We start from the raw sequence: 16637 nt of genomic DNA, 5'->3' as shown, positions 1-16637 counted from the left end.
GCGCCGCCGACGCCCACTTCCGATGCCGAACCGGCCTTACTGCTGGATAAGGCCATCGATCGTCGCCGCGGCTTCCTTCAGGGCGGCTTCAGGCTGGGCCTGTCCGATATAGACCTTCTGAACAGCGGCGATCACGGCATCGACCATCTGCTCCCAGTTCGCGACCGGCGGCGCGAAGCGGGCGTAGGGCAGCATGTCGGTGAAGGCCTTGAGCTGCGGGTCGTTGGCGAAGACGGGCGCGGCGGCCTCTTCCTTCATGACCGGCAGGAAGCCTTCCTTGGTCGAGAACTCGATGCGCCATTTCGGGCTGAACGCCGTCTCGGTCAGGAACTTCATGGCGAGTTCCTTGTTCTTGCTCGACTTGAAGACCATCAGCGTATCGGTGACGCCATAGGTTGCCTTGGTGGTGCCCTCGGGGATCGGCGACAGGGCGTAGTTGAGCGTCGGGGCGTCGGTCTTGATCTGGCCGCGCAGCCATGGGCCGGTCAGGATCATGCCGATGCGGCCCTGCTTGAACAGACGCTCGATGTCCTGGCGGTTGAGGCCGCTCGGATCAGGCTCGGTCAGGCCCTCGTCGATCATCGACTTGTAGAGCGTCAGCGCCTTGATCGCCTCGGGGCTGGCGACGCCGGACTTGCCGTCCTTGATCAGGTCGCCGCCATGCGTCCAGAGCGAATAGTACCAGTAGGCGTCGGTCTCGATTTCCTTGCCCTGCAGCGCGAAACCATAGGCATCGGTGCCGAGCGCCTTGATCTTCTTGGCGGTGTCGACGACGCCGTCCCAGTTGGTCGGCGGCTCGTTGACGCCGGCCTTGGCCAGAAGATCCTTGTTGTAATACATGGCGCGGGCCGAAGCCGCGACCGGCAGGCCGTACATCTTGCCGTCGAAGGTCGAGGGCGACAGGAACGACTCGATGAAGCCGCCCTTGAATTCCGGCGTCATGTAGCCGTCGAGCGGCTCGGCGATGTCGTTCTTGACGTAGTCGACCAGCCAGCGCGTGCCAATCATGGCGATGTCCGGCTCAGTGCCGCCGGCGATGTCGGTGGTCAGGCGCTGCTGGAGGTTATCCCACTGGATGACTTCGATCTTGACCTCGTCGCCGGGATGCTTGGCCATGAAGTCCTTGGCCATGCCTTCGAACAGTTCCTGCGTCGCGGCGCTGTAATAGCCGAGCACGACGCGCACCGTCTCGGCCTGCGCCATGGACGAGGTTGCAAGTATGGCGGCGGCGCCAGCCAGCAAACCGAGAACCCTGCTTTTTTTGGTTTGGTACATTGAGCTGATCCTGTCGTATTCACGAAGTGAATGTTGATCGATCGAGATAGTGGCCGATGTATCCTTGAATTCTGCTTCTGACGGCCCGCGCTATTGTTTTGGTTCCCCGCGCAGCCATCCGGGCAGAATTGGGTGTCATCCTCGCAGGATGACTACGTCGTGAAAAGTCCCTGATCACGAACGGTCGACAGGCCGGAAACCCGGCTTGTCTTGCAAACGCCGTCTCCTCTTCTTCGCTCGACAGAACCGAGCGGTACGCCTCCCCGTCATGGGGCCAGACTTACTATCGCGCCTCTGCGGGATCCGGCTCTGGAGACCGTTCCCTGGACCTGGTGCCCGATCATGTGTCGCCGGCACGGCCTCTGCCAAGCGATTTTTTTATTCTTGTGTCATTTGTCGACAAAAGAGCGGCCAGAGCATTCCGATTGAGCAATATTTGTTCGACAAAGCCAAATATTGGCAGCCGCTGCCGCTTATCTGACCGGATGCGACCGAAGCCTTTTCCCGGGCGATCCCAACCTTTTCGACGCCTCAGCGGCGGCGTGTGATCGAGATCATCTTGAGTTCGGTCATCGCCTCCAGCGTCAGGCGGCCGCCCAGCCGGCCGATGCCGCTCTTGGTCCCCGGAGCGCCGCCAAAAGGCAGGTGCAGCTCCCAATAGGTGCTCGACTCGTTGACGTTGACGATGCCGGCCGGGATGGCCTCGCCGAAGCGCAGGGCGCGGCCGAGATTTTCCGTGAACACGCCGACGCTCAGCCCATGCTCGCTATCGAGCGCCAGGTCGAGCGCCTCCTCGTCATCTCCGAATTCGAGGATCGGGATGATCGGGCCGAACGTCTCCTCGCGGTTGATCCGCATGTCGCGGGTGACGCCGGTCAGCACGGTCGGCTCGTAGAACAGGTCGCTGCCGAGGTCCGGGCGCGCCTTGCCCCCGGCCAGCACCGTGGCGCCCTTCGCCACCGCCTCGTCGACATGCTCGTGGATCTTGGCCACGACCTTGGGATTGTTGAGCGGGCCCATGGTGGTGCCCTGCTGCAGCGGGTCGCCTAGGATTTGCGCCGCCGTCAGTTCGACCAGCCGTTTCGCCAGCGGCTCGACGATGCTGCGATGCGCCAGCACGCGCCCCGTCGCGGCGCAAACCTGGCCGGCATTGTAGAACGCGCCGCCGGCGACGGCGGATGCCGCCGCGTCGAGGTCGGCGTCCTCGAAGACGATGACCGGGCCGTTGCCGCCCAGTTCCAGCATCATCGGCTTGCCGGCGCCGCGTTCGGCAATGCGCTGTCCCGTTGCGGGACTACCGGTGAAGCCGATGCCGTTGACATCGGGATGCGAGACGATCTCGTCGCCCACGACCGGGCCCTCGCCCATCACCAGATTGACGACGCCCCTGGGCAGGCCGGCTTCCTCGATCGCGCGCATCAGTTCGACGGCGGCCATGGAGGTGGTCGGCGCCGGCACCCAGACGGCGGCATTGCCGGTCGCGACGCAGGGGCCGAGATATTCGACGGGAATGTTGACCGGGAAATTCCAGGGCGTGACGATGGCATAGACGCCGCGCGGCTGGCGGATGGTGATGACCAGCTTGCTCGGATCCTCGGCCGGCAGGGTCTCGCCGCCCAGCTGCTTGACCAGCTCGGCCGCGAGGCGGAAGCCGTCCGCCGCCTTGCCGACTTCGCCAACCGCCTCCGATAGCGGCTTGCCCTGCTCCTGGCTCAGCGTGCGGGCGATCTTCTGGCGATTGCGGTCGATGCTGGCGGCGATGGCGACGCACATCTCGGCCCGCCTCCAGACCGAGGTCGCCGCCCAGCCTGGCTGCGCCTTCTTCGCCGCGGCGATCGCGAGGCGCGCCGTCTCGCGGCTGCTTCTCGGCAGATTGCCGATCACCTGGCCGCTCGCCGGATTGATCGCGTCCATGCGCTCGTCTTCGGCCACCCAGGCGCCGTCGATGAAATTGCTGAAGCTCTCTATGTCCGTATTCAACATGATCCAGTCCCCTGCTCTTTCATCGCGCCGGTTTGCCCGGACTTAGTTCGAGTGCCACCACTTGCCGGCGACGACGACGCCATCCGCGAAGATGCGCTCCTCCGCCGTGACGATGCCGTTGCGCGAATCTTCCAGCGGGAAGGCGCCATTGCGGATCGACAGGATGCTGGCATCACCGGGGCTGCCGGGCTTCAGCGTGCCGAGTTCCGGCCGGGCCAGCGCCTTGGCGGCGTTGAGCGTCGAGGCGGCGACCACCTCGTTCAGCGGCATGCCGAGATGGAGGAACTTCGACATCGTCGTGACCTGGTCGAAGGCGGGGCCCTCGATGCAGAGCGCATGCACGTCGGAGGAAATCGTATCCGGCGCAAAGCCCTGCTCCAGCATGGCGCGCGCGGTCTTCCAGGAGAACGAACCCATGCCATGGCCGATGTCGAAGATCACGCCGCGCTCGCGCGCCGCGATCACCTCGGGCTTGATCTTGCCCTTGCCGGTGATGGGCGCGTTGGGGAACGGGCGGAAGCAATGGGTCAGCACGTCGCCCGGCCTCAGCCGATCCACCACCGCCTCATAGGAAGGCGGCGGCTCGTCGATATGCACCATCATCGGCATGCCGAGCTCGTCGGAAACCTGCAGCGCGATATCGAGCGGCGCGATGCCGCTATCGCCGCTGGCGTGGCGGCCGATGCGCACCTTGATGCCCACGACGACGTCGCGATTGGCATCCGCCACCTCGACCGCGTCCTGCGCCGCCATCAGGCGCATGTCGTGGCTCTCGCCGACCATGATGCGGTTGGAGAAGGCATAGATGCCGGCAAAGGAGACATGCAGATAGGCGAGGATGCGGACCTCGCTCGGCTCGATCACATGCTTGCGGAAGCCGGGAAAATTGCCGGGGCCGGCGCTGCCGGTGTCGACCGAGGTCGTGACCGCGCTCTGCCGGGCATAGGCCTCGGCATCGACGCCGAGCGACGTGCCGCCCCAATAGACATGGGTGTGCAGGTCGATCAGGCCCGGCGTGACGATCCGGCCCGAGACATCGCGGATATCCGCGCCCGCGGCGTCAAGGCCATCGCCGATCGCCGCCACCTTGCCATCGGCAAAGGCGACGTCGGTGATCCGGTCGATACCCTGGGACGGATCGATGACCCGACCCTTCTGGAGAACGAGGTCAAATGGCATGGTGGGCAGGTGCTCTGCGTTGTGACGACCGAGGCGACAGGCATGTCTCGCGGCAACCGGCCGAACGGGCCGGAAACCGCCTCGTGAAGGCACCCGATGATGAGCATCGATCGAGGCGGCCGCCAAGCTAATTTTTCATTTTTCCGTCATTTCGCGCAGACGCATGGGAGCTCTTTTCGCAGTGCGGCGAGAAAATGATCTGAAAAATCAATTCCTGGGCAGCTTCAGCCCATTCGCGGTGCAGCGCCGCGTCAATCCGCCAGCGGCTTGCTGGTGTCCGAGTCGCGATGCACGGTGAACTGCTGCTTGATCCGCCGCAGCTTCTCCAGCGCCGCCGGGCGGCTGCGCACCGCCGCGCCATAGGCGAGCATGTCGATGACGGCGAGAAAGGCATAGCGCACCGAGGTCGGCCCCAGCACGTCGCCATCGTCGGCGACGTTCACGGCGAGCGAGATATCGACCATGTCGGCCAGCGGCGTGCCGGCCACCGTCAGGCCGATGGTCTGCGCGCCATAATCGGCGCCGATGCGCAGCGCGCGCATCAGTTCCGGGTTGGTGCCGCTCAGCGACGAGCAGAAGATGACGTCGCCGCGCCCGACCGTCGCCGCCAGCATCATCTGCATCTGGTGGTCTGCGCTGGTGCTGACATGCAGGCCGAGCCGGAACAGCCGGTTGTGCACTTCCTCGATCAGCCAGCTCGAAACGCCGCCGGAGCCGAAGGCATAGATCATGCGGCTGCGGCTGATGATCTCGATCGCCTGCTCTAGCGCGCCAAGATCCAGGGTTTTTTGGGCGTTCACGATCGCGCGCTGGGCCCGCATGGCGACGCGCTCGCCCACTTCGATCAGGGTCGCGGGCGGGGTCTGCGGCTCCAGATATTGCAGGCCGACCCGCATGCTGCCCATGATCTTCAGCTTGAGATCCCGCAGGCCATCGCAGCCGACCTCGCGGCTGAAGCGGGTGATGGTCGGCGCCGAGACGCCGATCCAGGGGACCAGTTCCTCGATCGGCTTTTCGACGAAGACACGCGGATAGCCAAGGATGGCCTGGGCGATCTTGCGATGGGATTTGGACAGACCCGGCTCGCGGTCGAGGATGGCGGCGAGGATGTCGTTGGCGGCCGACTGCGCGTCCTCGACGGAGATCGACAGATCGGTGCCGCGGTCGCGCGCCGCTCCGCCACCGCCAAGCTCCGGGCTATCCGTGGTCCGTGCCCGTCGCCGGCGGCCATCCATCCGCTGTCTCTCCCGCGCTTTCATTTTCGCATCAGATTTGTCGCGACGATTGCACAGGACCCCGGCTTGGGGAAGACGGCTTCGTATCGGACGGCGGCGACGGCTCAGACGAAATAGGAGGTCGGCGACACCTGGTGGGTGGCGCGGAAGGCCGCGAGGCGCTCGGCCGCCTTCTCGCTGGAAGCCTCGAGATGGGCGCGCAAAAGGTGCTTGGCGCCGTTCACGTCCTGCCGGCCAATCGCCTGCAGGATCTCCAGATGCTCTTCCATGAAGGAATCGAAGAAGGGCTGGCGCTGCAGCGCGACCTGGAAGTGCTTGCCGGAAACCAGGATGCAGCGGGTGCGCTTCAGCGCCTCGACGATCTCGGGATTGCGGCCATAGGAGAGGCAGCCGATATGCAACTCCTCCTCCAGCACGTCGAGTTCGGCGATGCCGGCGTCGCCGGCGCGGTTGATGCCGTCTTCCAGCCGTCCGGCCATCGCCGAGAGCACGGGCGTGGGAATGGCGCCGACCGCGGTTTCAAGCGCCGCCGGCTCCAGCAGCATGCGCAGATCGTAAAGGTCCTGGAAGCGCGCCTCGTCGAGCGGCACGATCCACCAATGCGATTTTTCGCCCTTGGCGACGATGCCGACCTGCTGCGCGTGAATGAGCAGGTCGCGCGCCACGGTGCGGCCGACATTGAAGTGCCGGGCCAACGCCAGCTCGTTGACGCGAAACCGGCCGAACACCGAGCGCAGGATGACCTCGCGCTCGAAATCATAATAGAGCGATTGCCAGGCGAAATGCTTGGCGACCGGCATCGCGGCCGCGTCCATGTCGAACATCTCGGCCGTGATCTTCAGCCGAATAGGCTCGCCGGCGGTGCCGACGAGAAGACCGCGGCCGTCGAAGCGGCTGAGCAGCCCCTCCTCCTCCAGCCGCGCCAAAGCCTGCTTCACCGGCGAGCGGCTCGATCCGAAGATCGAGGCGAGCGGCCCTTCGAGCAGCACCGCGCCCTCGGGCAGGCTGCCGCTCTCGATGCCGCGGCGCAGCCGCTCGGTGATCGAGGCATAGGCGGGCGTGCGATCCACGCCGCCGCCTTCCGCACGTTTTCCGTTTCGCGCGACCGTCAGGTCACCGCGCCGATCTGCCATGGCACGAACTCATTATCGCCGAATCCGAAGTCTTCACTGAGGGTATACTGACCCGACGCGGTGGCGATAACAGCTTCGAAAATGCGCTGACCGGCCGCCTCGATCGTATCCTCGCCCGTGACGATGCCGCCGCAGTTGACGTCCATGTCATCCTGCATGTGCTCGTACATCTCGCTGTTGGTAGCGACCTTGATGCACGGCGCAGGCTTGAAGCCGGAAACGGAACCGCGACCCGTGGTGAAGACGATGACGTTGCAGCCGCCCGCGACCTGCCCCGTTACCGCTACGGGATCGTAGCCGGGTGTATCCATAAAGACAAACCCGGTCTGGTTGATCGGCTCGGCATATTCATACACCGCTTCGAGCGGCATCGTGCCGCCCTTGGCGACCGCGCCGAGCGACTTTTCCAGGATGGTGGTCAGCCCGCCGGCCTTGTTGCCATGCGACGGGTTATTGTTCAGTTCCGCGCCGTTGCGCACGGTGTAGTCGCGCCACCATTCGATCCGGTCGACCAGTTTCTGCGCCACGGCCGGCGTCACGGCGCGGCGGGTCAGGAGATGCTCGGCGCCGTAGATCTCCGGCGTCTCGCTGAGCACGGCGGTGCCGCCATTCTGCACGATCAGATCGGCCGCATAGCCGAGCGCCGGATTGGCCGAAATGCCGGAATAGCCGTCGGAACCGCCGCATTGCAGCGCCAGCTTCAGGCCGGAAAGCGGCACGGTCGTGCGCCTGGCGGCGTTGGCGATCGGCAGCATCTCGCGGATGATCTCGGAGGCGATCTCGACCGTCTTGCGCGCTCCGCCGAGGCGCTGGATCGTCATGGTGCGCAGCATCGGCCCGACCTCGAGACCGAACTTCTCGACGATCGGCTCGATCTGGTTGGTCTCGCAGCCGAGGCCGATCATCAGGATGCCGGCGAAGTTCGGATGCTTGGCATAGCCGCTCAGCGTGCGGGTCAGGTAGGTGTAGCCCTCGGCCTTCGTCGATATGGCGCAACCCGTGCCATGCGTCAGCGCCACGACGCCGTCGACATTCTCATAGCCGTCCAGCGCGCCGCCGCGATTGAAGGCGTCGGCGATGGCGCGCGACACGGTGGCCGAGCAGTTCACCGAGGTGATGATGCCGATGTAATTGCGGGTGCCGACCTCGCCATTGGCGCGGACATAGCCCTCAAAGGTGCGGCGCTCGGCTTCCGGCAGCAGCGGCGTCGGCCGCGCGTCGGCGGCGAAGTTGTGGGTAACATCGCTCTCCTGCATCGCCAGATTATGCAGATGCACATGCTCGCCCGGCTGGATCGCGGCGCTCGCCGTCCCGATCACCTGGCCATATTTCAGCACGGGCTGGCCCGCCTCGATCGGCTGGATCGAGATCTTGTGGCCGGAGGGAATCTCGTCCCGCGCCACGACATTGCTGCCGGGCAGCACGGTGCCGGCGGGAATGACCGCCCGCGCCACGCTCACATTGTCTTGCGGGTTGAGCAGGATGACAGGGGATGACGGCGTCGGGAGCGACATGATCATTTCCGTTAAAATGGTTATTGCGTGCATCAATCAATCATGTTAGATCTGCTCTAGTCAACAGAAAAACAATAATAATTATAGGATATGGGAGCACTGCCGGCATGGTGTGCCAAGGCAGGAATCGAGCCTATGCGTAGATCTCGATAACGAACGCGCCACTTCCAAACTTATGATTCAGAAATACGGCTCCGTTGCGATTCATCATCGCTACGGAATGTGCGGGGTTGCGCCTTGTCATATGAATTCGATTTCTCGTTCCTGAACGATTATCTGCCGGAACTTTGGCATGGAATCTGGCTGACGCTTGGAATGACCGTCGTCTCGATCGTTCCCGGCTTCGCGCTCGGCACCGGTTGCGCCGTCGGCCGTCTCTATGGCCCGCCCTGGGTGCAGCGCCTCGTCACCATCTATGTCGAGGGCATCCGCAACACGCCCCTGATCATCCAGGTGTTCTGGCTGTTCTTCGGACTGGCGGTTCTGCAGGTCCGCGTCGGCCCCTTCCCCGCCGCCGTGATCGCGCTGGTCATCAATGTCGGCGCCTATACGGCCGAGATCATGCGCGCCGGCCTGCAGAGCATTCCCAAGGGCCAGCTGGAAGCCGCCGCCTGCCTGGCGCTGAAGCCGAGCCAGAGCCTCTGGTCGGTGCAGATCCCGCAGGCGGTCGAGCGGGTCTATCCGGCCCTTGTCAGCCAGTTCGTGCTGATGATGCTCGCGACCTCGATCATGTCGCAGATCTCCGCCGAGGAACTGACCGGCGTCGCCTACATGATCCAGTCCTTCACCTTCCGCGGCTTCGAGGTCTACCTCGTCATCGCCGGCATCTACCTCGTCATGTCCTGCCTGCTGCGCCTGACCCTGCTCGGCGTGGCGCAGGTGTCCTTCCCGCGGCGGCGGCGCCTCGGCACGCCGCTCTAGCGTTCCGCCCGCCTGCTCCCGCCCGCCCCTTCCACGATGCACGGATCCCGCCCATGTTCGGACTGACCATCGAGCAGATCGCCTTCATCTTCCGCGGCGCCGGCTGGACCATTGTCCTGTCGCTGCTCGGCTTCGTCGGCGGCACGATACTGGGCCTGCCGGTGGCGCTGGCGCGCGCCTCGCGCCGCAGAAGCCTGCGGACCGCGTCCGGCCTGTTCGTGCAACTGGTGCAGGGCATCCCGCTGCCGGTCATCATGTTCGTCGTCTATTTCGGCATCTCGATCGGCGGCTATGACGTGCCGGCGCTGGTCGCCGCCGGCATCGCCATGACGCTCTATTCCAGCGCCTATCTCGGCGAGATCTGGCGCGGCTGCATTCAGGCCGTGCCGAAGACGCAGTGGGAAGCGGGCGAATGCCTGGCGCTGACCAATACGCAGCGCTTCGTCTTCGTCATCCTGCCGCAGGCGCTGCGCATCGCCGTGCCGCCGACGGTCGGCTTCCTGGTCCAGATCGTCAAGAACACCTCCTATGCGGTGGTGATCGGCTTCTTCGACCTCACCTACTCGGCCAAGGTGATCAACAACTCGACCTTCATGCCCTTCACCGTCTTCACCATCGCGGCGCTGATCTATTTCGCCATCTGCTTCCCGATGTCGGTCCTGGCGCGCCGGTTCGAGCGCCGGCTGAGCCGGAGCTGAGGAGAGCCAGATGAACATCGCCGCCACCCCGCAACGCGCGACCGAGATCCAGAGCATGACCCGACGCGATACCCCGCTCGTCCGCTTCCAGGGCGTCCGCAAAAGCTTTGGCGAACTCGAAGTGTTGAAAGGCATCGATCTCGAGGTCAAGTCGGGCGAGGTCGTGGCGCTGATCGGCCGCTCGGGCTCCGGCAAGAGCACGGCGCTGCGCTGCGTCAACGGGCTGGAGCGGATCAATGCCGGCGAACTCACCGTCTGCGGCCGCACGCTGCATGACGGCAAGGTCGACCTGCGCGACCTGCGCCAAGACGTCGGCATCGTGTTCCAGAGCTACAATCTGTTCCCACATCTGACGGTCGAGCAGAACGTCACGCTCGCCCCGCGCAAGGTGCACAAGATCGGCTCGAAAGAGGCGCGCGAGCTGTCCGATCAGGTGCTGGCGCAGGTCGGCCTTTCTGACAAGGCGAAGAACTATCCCGAGCAGCTTTCCGGCGGCCAGCAGCAACGCGTCGCCATCGCCCGTTCGCTGGCCATGCGGCCCAAGCTGATCCTGTTCGACGAAGTCACCTCCGCCCTCGACCCTGAACTCACCGGCGAAGTGTTGCGCGTCATCGCGAAGCTCGCCGCCGAAGGCATGACCATGATGCTCGTGACCCACGAAATGGCCTTTGCCCGGTCGGTCGCGGACCAGATCGTCTTCATGCACCAGGGCCGCATCTGGGAGAGCGGCAAGGGCGAGATGCTCGACAATCCCCAGACGCCGGAGCTGCGCCAGTTCGTCGGCAACGGTCTCTAAACGACGCCAGAGGCGTCAAACCGAACTACCCAGTGGAGGAAACACCATGAACTTCAAGCATCTGGTCGGCGGGCTCACCCTGTCGCTCGCGCTGTGCGCCGGTGCGGCGACGGCCCATGCCGATACGCCCGCGCAGATCAAGGAGCGCGGCACGCTGCGCGTCGCGGTCGATATCGGCCATCCGCCCTACGGCATGCTCGACGCGCAGGCGCAGGCAACCGGCTCCGACATCGAGACCGCCAAGCTGCTGGCCGACGATCTCGGCGTGAAGCTCGAAGTCGTGCCGGTCTCGGGCGCCAACCGCGTGCCGTTCCTGCTCGCCAACAAGGCCGACGTCGTCATCGCCTCGTTCTCGATCACGGCCGAGCGCAAGAAGGTCGTCAACTATTCCAAGCCCTACGGCGTCATTCCCGTCGTCGTCTCGGCCCCGAAGGCGGTCGCGATCGCCACAGCCGCCGACCTCGCCGGCAAGAACATCGCGGTTGCCCGCGGCACGACCGCCGACATCGAGCTGACGCGCGCCCTCAAGGAAGCCGGCGCCGCCGCCAGCATCGTCCGCTACGAGGACGAGGCGACCACCAACACCGCCGTCGCCACCGGCCAGCAGGATGTGTTCGCGGCAGCCCTTTCGACCGCCAACTCGGTCGCCGAGCAGAACGCCGACAAGGGCCTCGAGGTCAAGCTGACGCTCGCCGCCTACCCGATGGCGATCGGCCTGCGCAAGAACGACTCGGAACTCAAGACCTGGGTCGATGAGTGGGTCGTGACCAACCTGAAGAACGGCAAGCTGAACGAGATCTACGTCAAGTATTTCAACCAGAACCTGCCGGAAACCATCCCCGAATAAGAAGCGCAGCGGGCCCCTCGGGGGCCCGCCTTTTTCCGACAATGAATGTCCGGGCCTTCGGGCCGATCTACCGGCTCCGCCATCATCCTGAGGCGCTTCGCGCGAGCGAAGCCTCGAAGGAGGTTCCAGCGGAGCTCATTCGTTGCAGACGACGCCGTATCCCGCCTCCCTTAGACGCGTTTCCTGGACCCTCCTTCGAGGCCCGGCTTTGCCGGGCACCTCAGGATGATGGTCGAGTTCTGGGAGTCGCAGAGATCGGCGCGGCGCTCTGTTTTCCAGACCACGTCCGACAAAGGCGCACCGACATGACCGAGACCCGAGAGATCACCGGCAAGACCCGCGTGCTCGGCATCCTGGCCGACCCGATCGCGCATGTGAAAGCGCCGCCCGGCATCAACCGCATAGCCCGCCAGCGCGGCCGCGACGCCGTCATGGTGCCGTTCCAGATTTCCCCGGAGACGCTGCCCCACTTCGCCGACGCGCTGCGGAACCTCAGAAGCTTCGACGGCGCCATTATCACCGTGCCGCACAAGGGCGCGATGGCTTCGCTGTGCGATGAGGTCAGCCCGAGCGCCCGCGCCATCGGCGCCGTCAACGTGATCCGCCGCGAGCCGGATGGCCGGCTGGTCGGCGACATGCTGGACGGCCTCGGCTTCGTCGCGGGCCTGAGGGTCGCCGGCATCCCGATCGCCGGGCGCAGCGCCTATCTGGCCGGCGCCGGCGGCGCAGCCAATGCCATCGCCTTTGCGCTGGTCGAGGGCGGCGTGTCGAAGCTGACGATCGCCAACCGCACCCGCGCCAAGGCCAAGGCGCTGCGCGAGCGCATCCTGGGACTTCATCCGGATGCCAATGTCCTCATCGGCGACAGCGACCCAAGTGGCCATGACCTTGTCGTCAACGGCACGTCGCTCGGCATGCGCACCGAAGACCCCGCGCCGCTCGATTTCGCCCGCCTGACGCCCGAGATGATCGTCGCTGAGGTGATCATGCAACCGACCATGACGCCGCTGCTGGTCGCGGCCGAGGCCGCCGGCTGCCGCATCCACTTGGGCAAGCCGATGCTCGACCAGCAGTTGGAACTGATGGCGGACTATTTCGGGTTGTAGCTCACGAAGACCCTCACCCCACCCCTCTCCCGCAAGCGGTAGAGGGAGCCCATCGCACCCAGTCTTCCCTTCGACACTGCCTCGGCGGAAAAGCCCTCGCCCGCTCGCGGGAGAGGGTGGGGTGAGGGAACTGCTGACTGAACGTCGCGGACGCCATACGCTTATGATGCAGACAGAGGCTCGTCGCCCCGGCGAAGGCCGGGGCCCATAAACACCGGCCAAGGAAACGGGTCGCACTTCGGCGGGGATGATGGCAGAGCGTATACCTAAAGCCTGCTTCACCTCTCCCTGAGGGAGAGGTCGACGCACGCAGTGCGGCGGGTGAGAGTTTACGGCCTTTCAGACAAGTTCCCGAAACCCTCATCCGGAGCTTCGCTCCGACCTCTCCCGCCGGGAGAGGTAAGGAATGAGGCCATCCATGGCGGGCTTGCTGGCCCCTAGCGGCCGGGCGCGCGGCGGGCGAACTGGGGCTTTTCCTCGAAGAAATCGGGATAGCGCTCGCGCAGACCCTCGAGGCGGGGCAGCAGGTCGCGCACATGCACGCGCATCGCCTCGCGCGCGTCTTCGGGCCGGTGCTCGCAGATCGCCTCAACCACCGTCGTGTGCTGGGCGACGACCCGGCGCGACGTGTCGATTTCAGGCAGCGTCAGGTAACGGACGCGGTCGAGATGGCCGCGCGCCTGCTCCACCGGGCGGCCGAGCCCGCGCAGGCCGGCGACCTCGCAGATCAGCCGGTGCGTCTCCTCGTCGAGCAGGTGGAATTCCGGCCACCGCTCGGCCTCGAGCGCCGCCGCATGGCGGGCGAGCACGGCGCGCAGGCGGATGATGCCGTCCTCGTCGATGATGCGCGCGGCACGCTCCGCCGTGGCGCATTCGATCGCTTCGCGCAGGAACTGCGCCTCCAGCAGCGCTTCCATGCGGATCGGCGCGATCACCGTCGCGAGCTGCGGATAGCTGGTCAGCAGCCCCTCCTCCGACAGGCGGATGAAGGCCTCGCGGACGGGCGTGCGGCTGACGGAGAGGCGGTTGGCCACGTCCTGCTCGGAGATCGGCCGGTTGGGCACGAGCTGCAGCGACAGGATCGCCCGCCGCAGCAGGTCATAAACCTGCTGCGAGGCGCGCCGGTCGCGCGTGAGATTGGCGTCGTCCAGAATCGCCCCGAGCGAGTGGTTTCCCGCTTCCATGATTCCGCCCCCTGCTTTTTTATTCGGCTTTTTTGCGTCCCACCCTCGGTGGATACGCTGAATCTTAGAATGAAACCAAACGTTTCCGCCGTCCACTCCGGCCAAACAAGCCGATTGTTGGGCCATATTGTCAAGAACCGTAGACTAGAATACTAGTGCCGGGACGCACAAAGAGGCAAGGGAAGCCCGACTGGCACACGGATCCGAGCGGTCTGGAGCCAGGGAGTGATCCGGCTGCGCGAACCCATCGCGACACCGGATCCTGGCAGCTCGACAAGGCCCGCGCGGTTCCGCCCTCACCGGCGCAGTTCCACTAGGATGCCTCCGGGAGGAGGTTCGACCAAGGCGACGCAATGAACACCACGAGCCCTATGGCTTCCACGCCGCACCGCCCGGTCCCGCACCGGGCATCGAACGGGAGCCTTACGATTCCGCCTAGGTCGGATTGCCACAGCCATCCGGTGTTGCGATCGCCGTCCGCGGGGACTATGCCGCCGTCGACGGAACGGGCCGGTGCAACGTCATGACGGGCCAAGCCGCCTCGAAGATCCGCGCCGTGTAGCGAAAAACCGCTGCCATCCGCGATCTCGCTCCCCCTACCGAGCCCACCAACAGCAGGCGACGGGATGATCTCATACTCATTTGACTTCTCATTTCTTTTGACGACCTGGCCCGCCTTCATGCGCGGCGCCTGGCAGACGATCCTGCTCGCGGGGACGTCGATCGCCATCGGCTTCGTCGTCGCGCTGGTCTGCGCCATCATCCGTTCCGGCAAGAACAGGCTCGCCTCCGGTCTGGTCGGCGCCTATGTCGAGGTGATCCGCAACACGCCACTTTTGGTGCAGATCTTCATCGTCTATTTCGGCCTGCCCAGCCTCGGCCTGCGCCTTTCGGCCGAGACGGCCGCCGTCATCGCCCTGGTCATCAACACCGGCGCCTATGGCAGCGAGATCATCCGCGCCGGCATCGAGTCGATCGCCAAGGGCCAGATCGAGGCGGCGGAATGCCTCGGCCTCAACAAGCTGCAGATCTACTGGCACATCGTGCTGATCCCGGCCGTCGAGCGCGTCTATCCGGCGCTGTCGAGCCAGTTCGTGCTGCTGATGCTTTCCTCCTCGATCACCTCGCAGATCTCGGCGCAGGAACTGACCGCCGAGGCGAACATGATCCAGTCGGAGACGTTCCGCTCGTTCGAGGTCTACCTGATCGTCGCGGCCGTCTATCTCGCCCTCTCCGTCCTCTTCCGCGTCGTCCTGTGGGCCATCGGCGAAGTCGCCTTTGTCCGCCGCCGCAAGCTGCGCACGTGAGGTGAGGTGAAGCCATGATCACGTTTTCCTCCACCCATCTGATCTACCTCATCGAGGCCGCGCGCTGGACGCTGCTGCTGTCGGTGCTGGCCTTCATCGGCGGCGGCATTGTCGGCCTCGCCCTGGCGCTCGGCCGCGTCTCGCAGATCCGCTGGCTGCGCTGGGTGTCGTCCGCCTACATCCAGATCATCCAGGGCACGCCGCTGCTGGTGGTGCTGTTCCTGGCCTATTTCGGCCTGTCGATCCTCGGCCTCGATATCCCGCCGATCGTCGCCGCGGGCCTGTCGCTCACGCTCTACACCTCGGCCTTCCTGGGCGAGATCTGGCGCGGCTGCATCCTCTCCGTACCGAAGACGCAGTGGGAAGCCTCCAATTGCATCGGCCTGAACCGGCTGCAGCAGTATCGATACGTCATCCTGCCGCAGGCAGCCCGTATCGCGATCCCGCCGACCGTCGGCTTCATGGTCCAGATCATCAAGAACACCTCGATCACCTCGATCATCGGTTTCGTCGAGCTCGCGAGAGCTGGACAGATCGTCAACAACTCGACCTTCGAGCCGTTCATCACCTTCGTCTTCGTGGCGATGATCTATTTCGCCATGTGCTACCCCCTCTCTCTCGCCAGCAGACATTTCGAAAGGAAGCTCAATGTCGGTAAATGAAGCCACCGGCACGAGACCTCGGAACGAAGCCGTGCCGGGCGCCGAACCCATCATCGTCGTCGACAATGTTTCGAAGAGTTTCGGCCCCCTCCAGGTGCTGCACGGTGTGTCGCTGACCATCGAGCGCGGCACCATGGTCGCCATCGTCGGACGCTCTGGCTCCGGCAAGAGCACGCTCCTGCGCTGCATGAATGCGCTCGAGGAGATCAATGGCGGCGCCATCGAGGTGTGCGGCAACAAGGTCTCGATGGGCGACCGCCCGTCGGTCAAGCGCCTGCGCACCGATGTCGGCATGGTGTTCCAGAGCTACAACCTGTTCCCGCACCTGACCGTGCTGCGCAACATCACGCTGGCGCTGACGGTGGTGCAGAAGAAGCCCCGCGCCGAGGCCGAGGCGATCGCCCAGAAGGTGCTCGCCATGGTCGGCCTCGCCGACAAGGCCGAAGCCTATCCGGAACAGCTTTCGGGCGGCCAGGCGCAGCGCGTCGCCATCGCCCGCTCGCTCGCGCTTTCACCAAAAGTGCTGCTGTTCGACGAAGTGACCTCGGCGCTCGACCCGGAACTGACCGGCGAAGTGCTGAAGGTGATGGAAGACCTCGCCCGCGAGGGCATGACGATGGTTCTGGTGACGCATGAAATGGCGTTTGCGCGCCGGCTCGCCGACGTCGTCGTGTTCATGCATCAGGGCAAGGTCTGGGAGGCAGGTCCGCCGGCCGAGATTTTCGCAGATCCGAAGACTCCGGAACTGCGCCAGTTTCTCAGCAGCGGCCTTTGACGTTTCAACTGGAGGTAATGAC

The 16637-nt window shown here is 65.0% G+C and carries 15 protein-coding genes; 8 read left to right on the top strand and 7 right to left on the bottom strand.

All coding sequences use genetic code 11. From position 1 onward, the window contains the following. Window positions 1–36: 36 nt before the first annotated feature. The 6 genes from ABIE08_RS15555 to ABIE08_RS15530 form a co-directional block, all read right to left on the bottom strand. Window positions 37–1275, bottom strand: a complete 1239-nt coding sequence (locus tag ABIE08_RS15555) for an extracellular solute-binding protein (RefSeq protein WP_354552419.1) — start codon at window positions 1273–1275, stop codon at window positions 37–39. Between the two features lie 531 nt (window positions 1276–1806). Then, window positions 1807–3258 (bottom strand): aldehyde dehydrogenase family protein, encoded by a 1452-nt coding sequence (locus ABIE08_RS15550; protein ID WP_354552417.1) that lies wholly within the window; start codon window positions 3256–3258, stop codon window positions 1807–1809. A 42-nt stretch (window positions 3259–3300) separates the two neighbouring features. After that, window positions 3301–4437 carry an amidohydrolase/deacetylase family metallohydrolase gene (locus ABIE08_RS15545; protein ID WP_354552415.1) on the bottom strand — a complete coding sequence of 379 codons (1137 nt, stop codon included), beginning with the start codon at window positions 4435–4437 and terminating at the stop codon, window positions 3301–3303. Between the two features lie 251 nt (window positions 4438–4688). Then, window positions 4689–5672, bottom strand: a complete 984-nt coding sequence (locus ABIE08_RS15540) for a MurR/RpiR family transcriptional regulator (protein WP_354552414.1) — start codon at window positions 5670–5672, stop codon at window positions 4689–4691. Window positions 5673–5776: 104 nt separating this feature from the next. After that, window positions 5777–6805 (bottom strand): GntR family transcriptional regulator, encoded by a 1029-nt coding sequence (locus ABIE08_RS15535; RefSeq protein ID WP_354552412.1) that lies wholly within the window; start codon window positions 6803–6805, stop codon window positions 5777–5779. Beyond that, a complete protein-coding gene (locus ABIE08_RS15530) occupies window positions 6781–8319 on the bottom strand; it encodes a UxaA family hydrolase (protein ID WP_436409559.1) in 1539 nt (512 codons plus the stop codon). The genes ABIE08_RS15535 and ABIE08_RS15530 overlap by 25 nt, the downstream gene beginning before the upstream one ends. Before the next feature lie 237 nt (window positions 8320–8556). Between ABIE08_RS15530 and ABIE08_RS15525 the strand changes: the two genes are divergently transcribed. The 5 genes from ABIE08_RS15525 to ABIE08_RS15505 all read left to right on the top strand — a co-directional run bounded on the left by ABIE08_RS15525 (window position 8557) and on the right by ABIE08_RS15505 (window position 12687). Continuing rightward, window positions 8557–9240, top strand: coding sequence for an amino acid ABC transporter permease (locus ABIE08_RS15525; protein ID WP_266331022.1), 684 nt, complete (start codon window positions 8557–8559; stop codon window positions 9238–9240). Window positions 9241–9293: 53 nt separating this feature from the next. Continuing rightward, window positions 9294–9938, top strand: coding sequence for an amino acid ABC transporter permease (locus ABIE08_RS15520; RefSeq protein WP_354552408.1), 645 nt, complete (start codon window positions 9294–9296; stop codon window positions 9936–9938). 55 nt (window positions 9939–9993) lie between these two features. Then, entirely contained in the window at window positions 9994–10734 is a 741-nt protein-coding gene (locus ABIE08_RS15515) for an amino acid ABC transporter ATP-binding protein (protein ID WP_354552811.1), read from the top strand. 46 nt (window positions 10735–10780) lie between these two features. Next, complete coding sequence (locus ABIE08_RS15510) at window positions 10781–11581, top strand: transporter substrate-binding domain-containing protein (protein WP_354552406.1); 801 nt, start codon at window positions 10781–10783, stop codon at window positions 11579–11581. Between the two features lie 305 nt (window positions 11582–11886). Next, a complete protein-coding gene (locus ABIE08_RS15505; RefSeq protein ID WP_354552404.1) occupies window positions 11887–12687 on the top strand; it encodes a shikimate dehydrogenase family protein in 801 nt (266 codons plus the stop codon). A gap of 437 nt (window positions 12688–13124) precedes the next feature. Here ABIE08_RS15505 and ABIE08_RS15500 read toward each other — a convergent pair whose 3' ends face one another. Beyond that, entirely contained in the window at window positions 13125–13871 is a 747-nt protein-coding gene (locus ABIE08_RS15500) for a GntR family transcriptional regulator (RefSeq protein WP_354552402.1), read from the bottom strand. Window positions 13872–14500: 629 nt separating this feature from the next. Here ABIE08_RS15500 and ABIE08_RS15495 point away from each other — a divergent pair. Genes ABIE08_RS15495 through ABIE08_RS15485 form a run of 3 tightly spaced genes read left to right on the top strand, consistent with a single transcriptional unit; the run spans window position 14501 to window position 16615 of the window. Continuing rightward, complete coding sequence (locus tag ABIE08_RS15495; RefSeq protein WP_354552809.1) at window positions 14501–15178, top strand: amino acid ABC transporter permease; 678 nt, start codon at window positions 14501–14503, stop codon at window positions 15176–15178. 14 nt (window positions 15179–15192) lie between these two features. Continuing rightward, window positions 15193–15840: an amino acid ABC transporter permease gene (locus ABIE08_RS15490; RefSeq protein WP_266331015.1), complete on the top strand. Its 648-nt coding sequence runs from the start codon at window positions 15193–15195 to the stop codon at window positions 15838–15840. Then, window positions 15827–16615 carry an amino acid ABC transporter ATP-binding protein gene (locus tag ABIE08_RS15485; protein WP_354552400.1) on the top strand — a complete coding sequence of 263 codons (789 nt, stop codon included), beginning with the start codon at window positions 15827–15829 and terminating at the stop codon, window positions 16613–16615. Before ABIE08_RS15490 ends, ABIE08_RS15485 begins: the two co-directional genes overlap by 14 nt. Window positions 16616–16637 lie beyond the last annotated feature (22 nt).

It is taken from the genome of Kaistia defluvii, from assembly GCF_040548815.1.
Classification (GTDB): domain Bacteria; phylum Pseudomonadota; class Alphaproteobacteria; order Rhizobiales; family Kaistiaceae; genus Kaistia; species Kaistia defluvii_A.
This window is presented reverse-complemented; position numbering and strand designations above follow the sequence as displayed.

Coding starts and splice junctions, on each gene's coding strand:
- ABIE08_RS15555 (WP_354552419.1), bottom strand. CDS start 1,275: ATGTACCAAACCAAAAAAAGCAGGGTTCTCGGTTTGCTGGCTGGCGCC.
- ABIE08_RS15550 (WP_354552417.1), bottom strand. CDS start 3,258: ATGTTGAATACGGACATAGAGAGCTTCAGCAATTTCATCGACGGCGCC.
- ABIE08_RS15545 (WP_354552415.1), bottom strand. CDS start 4,437: ATGCCATTTGACCTCGTTCTCCAGAAGGGTCGGGTCATCGATCCGTCC.
- ABIE08_RS15540 (WP_354552414.1), bottom strand. CDS start 5,672: ATGGATGGCCGCCGGCGACGGGCACGGACCACGGATAGCCCGGAGCTT.
- ABIE08_RS15535 (WP_354552412.1), bottom strand. CDS start 6,805: ATGGCAGATCGGCGCGGTGACCTGACGGTCGCGCGAAACGGAAAACGT.
- ABIE08_RS15530 (WP_436409559.1), bottom strand. CDS start 8,319: ATGTCGCTCCCGACGCCGTCATCCCCTGTCATCCTGCTCAACCCGCAA.
- ABIE08_RS15520 (WP_354552408.1), top strand. CDS start 9,294: ATGTTCGGACTGACCATCGAGCAGATCGCCTTCATCTTCCGCGGCGCC.
- ABIE08_RS15515 (WP_354552811.1), top strand. CDS start 9,994: ATGACCCGACGCGATACCCCGCTCGTCCGCTTCCAGGGCGTCCGCAAA.
- ABIE08_RS15510 (WP_354552406.1), top strand. CDS start 10,781: ATGAACTTCAAGCATCTGGTCGGCGGGCTCACCCTGTCGCTCGCGCTG.
- ABIE08_RS15505 (WP_354552404.1), top strand. CDS start 11,887: ATGACCGAGACCCGAGAGATCACCGGCAAGACCCGCGTGCTCGGCATC.
- ABIE08_RS15500 (WP_354552402.1), bottom strand. CDS start 13,871: ATGGAAGCGGGAAACCACTCGCTCGGGGCGATTCTGGACGACGCCAAT.
- ABIE08_RS15490 (WP_266331015.1), top strand. CDS start 15,193: ATGATCACGTTTTCCTCCACCCATCTGATCTACCTCATCGAGGCCGCG.
- ABIE08_RS15485 (WP_354552400.1), top strand. CDS start 15,827: ATGTCGGTAAATGAAGCCACCGGCACGAGACCTCGGAACGAAGCCGTG.